2 protein-coding genes are annotated in these 5,963 nt (G+C 60.8%); both read left to right on the top strand.

Annotation, left to right across the window (positions count from 1 at the left end):
- The first annotated feature begins 133 nt into the window (after positions 1-133).
- Positions 134-2,314: a site-specific DNA-methyltransferase gene (locus tag ACT3TD_RS14525; protein ID WP_444615218.1), complete on the top strand. Its 2,181-nt coding sequence runs from the start codon at positions 134-136 to the stop codon at positions 2,312-2,314.
- Positions 2,311-4,914 (top strand): DEAD/DEAH box helicase family protein, encoded by a 2,604-nt coding sequence (locus ACT3TD_RS14520; protein WP_444615217.1) that lies wholly within the window; start codon positions 2,311-2,313, stop codon positions 4,912-4,914. Before ACT3TD_RS14525 ends, ACT3TD_RS14520 begins: the two co-directional genes overlap by 4 nt.
- Positions 4,915-5,963: the final 1,049 nt, after the last annotated feature.

The following is a 5,963-nucleotide window of genomic DNA, read 5'->3' as shown; positions in this document are numbered from 1 at the left end:
GCCAAAGGGGTGCCTGCACCAACTTCTCTGTGCCATGCGGGGACCGATACAGCGTTTCATTGAGTGCATTCGCTACCCTCACATTGCACCTCATTCCCCGCATTCGTCCCAGCTCTTGAGAGAATCCCGCCCTATGTCCAAGCTCACCGACCTGATCAACCAGGCACGCAAGACCGACCCCCGACTTGGTGAAGCCCTCGCTGAAGAGCTCCGCGACCTCGCCAACCGCCGCACCTTCGGCCTCGTCTTCGAGCAGCACCAACCCGAAAACGTTGAGCTCCCCGGCGTCCACCCCCGGCGCGGTGACAAGGTCCACATCCTTCCACCCCGCGGCGAGAATAGCCCGACCGACCCGACACTCTGGCAGGTCCTCAAGACCAGACACTCCGCGTCGCCGAAGACCGTCCTTCTCGAGAAGCTCCGTCCCGCCGACGACACCGACCGCGCTTCGACAGAGCGCCGCGAAGTTCCCATCGATGATGTCATTGTTGTCGCTGAAACCGGCGACACCATCTACCCCGGCCTCATCCAGACCGGCGAGGTCCACAACGGGCCCGACGACGCGCCTGCCCACGTCGTCATCAACGCAGAGAACTCCCACGCCCTGCTGATGCTGACCTACACCCATACTCACTCCATCGATGCGATCTACATCGACCCGCCTTACAACTCCGGTGCGAAGGACTGGAAGTACAACAACGACTACGTCGGCGCCGAGGACGACTACCGGCACTCGAAGTGGTTATCGTTCATGAAGCGACGTCTGAACATGGCCAAGCAGCTCCTCAACCCGGAAGACTCCGTGCTCATCGTCACTATCGATGAGAAGGAAGTCCACCGACTGGGAGTCCTGCTGGAACAAACCTTCACGGAGGCGCACATAACTACAGTCACCTCTGTCATCAATAATCGTGCTGTTGCGAGAAAAAATGACTTTTCGAGAACTGCGGAATATATCTTTGTGGTGATGATCGGAAGCTGCGCTCCGAATCCTCTGCCGCTCGGAAAAGAGTGGAATACTCGCGGCGAAGAGGCGAAAACCGTACGCGGGAAGATCCATTGGCAGTCTCTGAGACGACTTGGCCTCACAGGTGCTGTTGCTCGCGAGGATAGGCCGAATATGTTCTACCCTATTTACGTTTATAACGATGGAAGCGGAGTCCATTCCATCGGACAACCGATCGCTTTGGAAGATGATCCTTCCTATGATGCACCGGAGGGGACAACCGCCGTTTGGCCTATTCGGGCTAACGGTACTGATGGATACTGGCAGATCGGATGGGATAGGTTGGGCGCTCTCGTTGAGAAGGGTTACGTAAAGGCACCTAAACCCCAACCGGGATCTATCAGGTACCTGAAGAGGGGGGAACGGGGAAAAGTTGAGAGTGGCGAGTATCGTGTAATTGACAAGGAGAAGGACGGGAGCATCAAGGTTGAGGCAACGGAAAACTCAGTTGCTGCCATCTGGATTCCGGGCGAGTCTTGGACAATTCCAGCACACGATGCTGGTTCCTACGGTTCAAACCTGGTGTCAAAACTGATCCCCTCCCGCAAATTCCCCTTCCCTAAGTCCCTTTATGCTGTCGAGGATGTCCTTCGCTTCTTCGTGGCGCAGAAGAAGGATGCAACGGTGCTAGATTTCTTCTCTGGGTCCGGTACGACTGCCCATGCTGTGATGCGGCTGAACCGTCAGGATGGTGGTCGTCGCCGGTCCATCTCCATCACAAACAACGAGGTCTCTGCCGAGGAGCAGAAAGCACTACGGGAAAAGGGCATGCGACCTGGTGATCCCGAATGGGGGGCGATGGGGATCTGCGACTACGTCACCAAGCCCCGCGTCACCGCCGCGATCACTGGAAAGACACCGGACGGTACACCGGTGAAGGGCGCGTACAAGTTCACCGACGAGTTCGACATGGCCGACGGCTTCGCCGCCAACGCCCGTTTCTTCACCCTCACCTACGAGAGCGCGGCAATGATCAGCCAGCGACTCGCCTTTGAACGGGTGGCTCCCCTGTTGTGGTTGCGTGCCGGCCAGACCGGCCGGATCATCAATGATCTCGGCGACACCGGCTGGGATATCGCGGACACCTACGCCGTCATCGAGAACACCGACGACCTCGAGGACTTCCTCGATGCACTCACCGTCGCGGTCGACACCTCTGAGGCGCTGAGCACCGTGTTCGTGATCACCGATGACGACCGGCAGTTCCAGGCCACGGCCCTGCGACTGGATGATCTCGGGGTGGATTCGCACCGCCTGTACGCCAGCTACCTGACCAACTTCGAGTTCACGAACGGTGATGCCCAGTGAAGTACACGCTCAAGCCCTACCAGGAGAAAGCCTCATCAGAGGTTCTGGCGAACCTGCAGCGGGCCCGGGAACTGTGCGCCCAGGACATCAACTCCCACTTCTCCCTGAGTGCGGTGACTGGTTCAGGTAAAACCGTCATCGCCGCCGACGTGATCGAGAAGCTGTTCCTCGGCAGTGACGACGTTGATGCCGACCCTTCGGCGACGGTGATCTGGTTTTCCGACGACCCGGACCTGAACCAGCAGTCCCTCGAGCGGATCAGTTCGGCATCCAGTGAACTGTTCACCCGCCTCGAGGTCCTGGACCACACCTTCGGTAAAGACCTGTTCGACACGCAGACCGTGTACTTCCTCAACGCGCAGAAGCTACAGAAGAACAGTCGCATGGTCCGCGGTCGACGTCACACCTCAGCCACCGGCGGCGACCTGTTGAGCATGCCCCTGCCCGATGACACTGCCTCGACGGTGTGGGACACGATCCGCAACACCATCAACCACCCCGACCGGACCTTGTACTTCATCGTCGATGAGGCACACCGCGGTGCGAAGCAGTCCAGTGACCGCAAGACCATCCTGCAGCGGCTGATCACCGGCCACGATGATGTGCCGGCGATGCCGATCGTCTGGGGGATCTCCGCGACCGTCAACCGGTTCAACAAGCTGATGACCGACCTGTCCGCCACTGTGAGACGGCTGCAGTTGGACAACGTCAGGGTTCCTGCCGAAGATGTCCAGGAATCCGGACTGTTGAAAGACGACATCGTCCTTGATATTCCCGACGAGTCCGGGGACGCCTTCGACCTGGTGTTCCTGCGCCGGGCTACTGAGAGGCTCCAGCAGACCACCCACGACTGGGAGGCGTATTCCCGCGACCAGGGTGACAACCGACCGGTTGTCCCGTTGATGGTCGTGCAGATGCGGGACAAGGTCACAGACCAGGACATTGACCGGGCCGTCCGCGCGATCAGGGAACAGTGGCGCCTGCCCGATGATGCGTTCGCCAATGTCTTCGGCGAGCACACCAGCATCACCGCGGGTGGGGTGAAGATCCCTTACATCAAACCTGAGCGTGTCCAGGACTCCGACTGGGTCCGTGTCCTGTTCGCCAAGGAGGCCGTCACCACCGGGTGGGACTGTCCCCGGGCAGAGGTCCTGATGTCTTTCCGCGGTGGGATTGAAAAGGACCGGATCACCCAGTTGCTCGGCCGGATGGTCCGTTCCCCTCTGGCCCGGCGTATCGCCGGCAACGAGCTGCTCAACTCTGTGCTGTGCATTCTGCCGAAGTTCGACGAAGATACCGCTGTGTCCGTCGCCCGTGCACTCGACAGTGGCGATGAGGATCGTACCGGCACCGGTGGTGGTACTGGTCGCCGCGTCCTGATTGACCCGGTGACCGTCACCCCGGTTAATGACGGCATCGGGGAGCTCTGGGACGTGTTCACTTCCCTGCCCACCGAGGTGATTCCGACGCGTACTCAGCGGCCGGTGTCCCGCCTGATGATCTTCGCTTTCCACCTGTCCAACGACCACATCCACGATGGAGCGGTGAACGAGGCGCAGGAGTACCTGTACGCGGCCTTGGATGGTCGCGCTGTCCAGCATGCTGAGGCGATCGAGGCTGAGATCCGTCTTATCGAGAAGGTGGAGGGCCGCACCCTGACTGTGAACCGCCGCGGAAGTTTCATGGCACCGTTGTCATCCAGTTTCTCGGCGATCGCTGACGAGAACGTCGTCAACGAGGCCTTCTCCACCGCCGTTCGCGCGTTCACCCGGGAGCAGGCCATCGGCTACGTCAATCACCTTCTCGGTGACGCGATCGACACGAAACCCCCGCAGCTTCCGGAGCTGGTGATGGATGCCAGGATGAAGGCCGCGGCGATGGGCACCGTGGACGAGGTCGTCACCGGCTTCAACGAGGAAGCTGTCAAATTGTTCGATAAGTGGAAGGCGCAGTACCGGACCAGGATTCTTGAACTGTCTGATGAGCGTCGGGCTGACTACCGTGAGATCCTGGAGATGGGTGCCGCCCCTGAGCCGGCGATCCTGACGGTGCCGGACCAGTGGTATGCCCCGACAGCATCCCTGGCAGATGACACGGTCACTGCCCTGCCCACGTTTGACGGGCATATTCTCGTTGACGCTGACGGTGAGTTCCCTGCGGACCTGAACACCTGGGAGACTGCCGTGCTTGCTGCGGAGATGGGTCGATCGGGGGCGCGCGGGTGGTACAGGAATCCGGCCCGTTCCTCGGAGTCCGCTCTGACGATCGCCTACCGGCAGGATGGTGACTGGAAGCGCCTGCGCCCGGACTTTTTGTTCTTCCACCAGGTGCGCGGTGAGATCCGCGCGTCGATCGTTGACCCGCACGGTGCGCACCTGTCGGATGCGCTGGTGAAGTTGCAGGGCACGGCCAGGTTCGCCGAACTGTACGGGGACTCGTTCCACCGGATTGAGGCGGTGAACAAGGTTGACGGTCAGTTCCGGCTCCTGGACATGACCAATCCCCGGATCAGGTCCGCGGTCGCTGAGGCCAGCGATGCCGAGGAACTGTGGGCTGATGAGCGGTTCACGCAGCTGTACGTCGCTGAGCACAGCGGGTAGGTGTTCTGGGACACCACAGTCCAGCGTTGCACCCATGACCAGTAGTGTTCCGTAGCCCTGGTGAGGAACTTTGTTTCCACATCACCGCCGTGGGTGCTCGGATCGGTGGTGGTGGGCAGTTGTTTGCATAGAGTCGACACCCCAGACGATGCAGGTAACGTCAGCTCTGCACGTTAGGAGCGCGACGGGTAACTCTGCGAGGTTTGACGCGTAGGCATGCATGTCGGCGAGGTGACGACGCTTGTAGGGGTTTCAGGGGACCGCACCTGCGCGCACGCGTGTTGGTCGGGACCGGGGGCGCGGGGGCTTTGCAGTCGGTGACATACCGCCGGTCCGCTACCCCGTTCAACGTACAGAGGGGCGGTTCCCCACCGGAGTGTTCAGCGTTCTGGACGAGGTTGCGGCCAGCCAGGGGCACTGTGTCCCCGACCGTCCCCAATGTCCCCGGCAGGTCAACGACCCTTTTTCCGTCCCCGGTGACCGTCCCCGACCGTCCCCGATGTTGGGCGTGCGGAAAGAGGCGTACCTCCCCTGGAATGCACTATGAACAGTGAGTTCTTCCTGTAGGGGGCATGGATGGGAGTTTTGTTGTCCCCGCCACAGGATTGGTGCCGTCGTCGGATTCTCTGTGAGGTCCCGCCACCTCTTCCTCCTCCCCGGCGGGTGTCTTCCGGCCACCCGTGCTCGGTCTGACTGGCGGTTTCCTGCGTGACCCTGCCGTGCCCCTAGCGTGTTACGTCGTCCTGTACCGGACCAGTTTTCAGCATTCCCGCGGTAACTCTGTCTGTCCTACCCCTGTGTCCTGCGCGTTCTGGTGAAGGTCATAAGTCCGGTATGGTGTCCGCCCCTGCCCGGTGTTGTTGATGTTGCGCGTCGGGGTCGGGGACAGTACCGGGGACGATAGAAACATGCTCCGAACTGCTGGGGACGTTGGGGATGGTCGGGGACGGTACCTTGCTGGGTGATCGTCCCCGACTGTGGCCTATAAAGGTGCCGCGCAGAACTCGGCGGTCGGTTCACCTACCCCGTTGTAGGTCTCATGCCGGGTG

It is taken from the genome of Corynebacterium sp. AOP36-E1-14 (genome assembly GCF_052377495.1).
In the GTDB taxonomy this organism is placed as follows: Bacteria; Actinomycetota; Actinomycetes; order Mycobacteriales; family Mycobacteriaceae; genus Corynebacterium.
Note: the sequence above shows the minus strand (reverse complement) of the source record. Positions and strands in the feature narration are given on the sequence as shown.

What these genes read in the sequence shown, in the direction of transcription:
- ACT3TD_RS14525 (WP_444615218.1), top strand. Translation starts at nt 134, where the DNA reads ATGTCCAAGCTCACCGACCTGATCAACCAGGCACGCAAGACCGACCCC.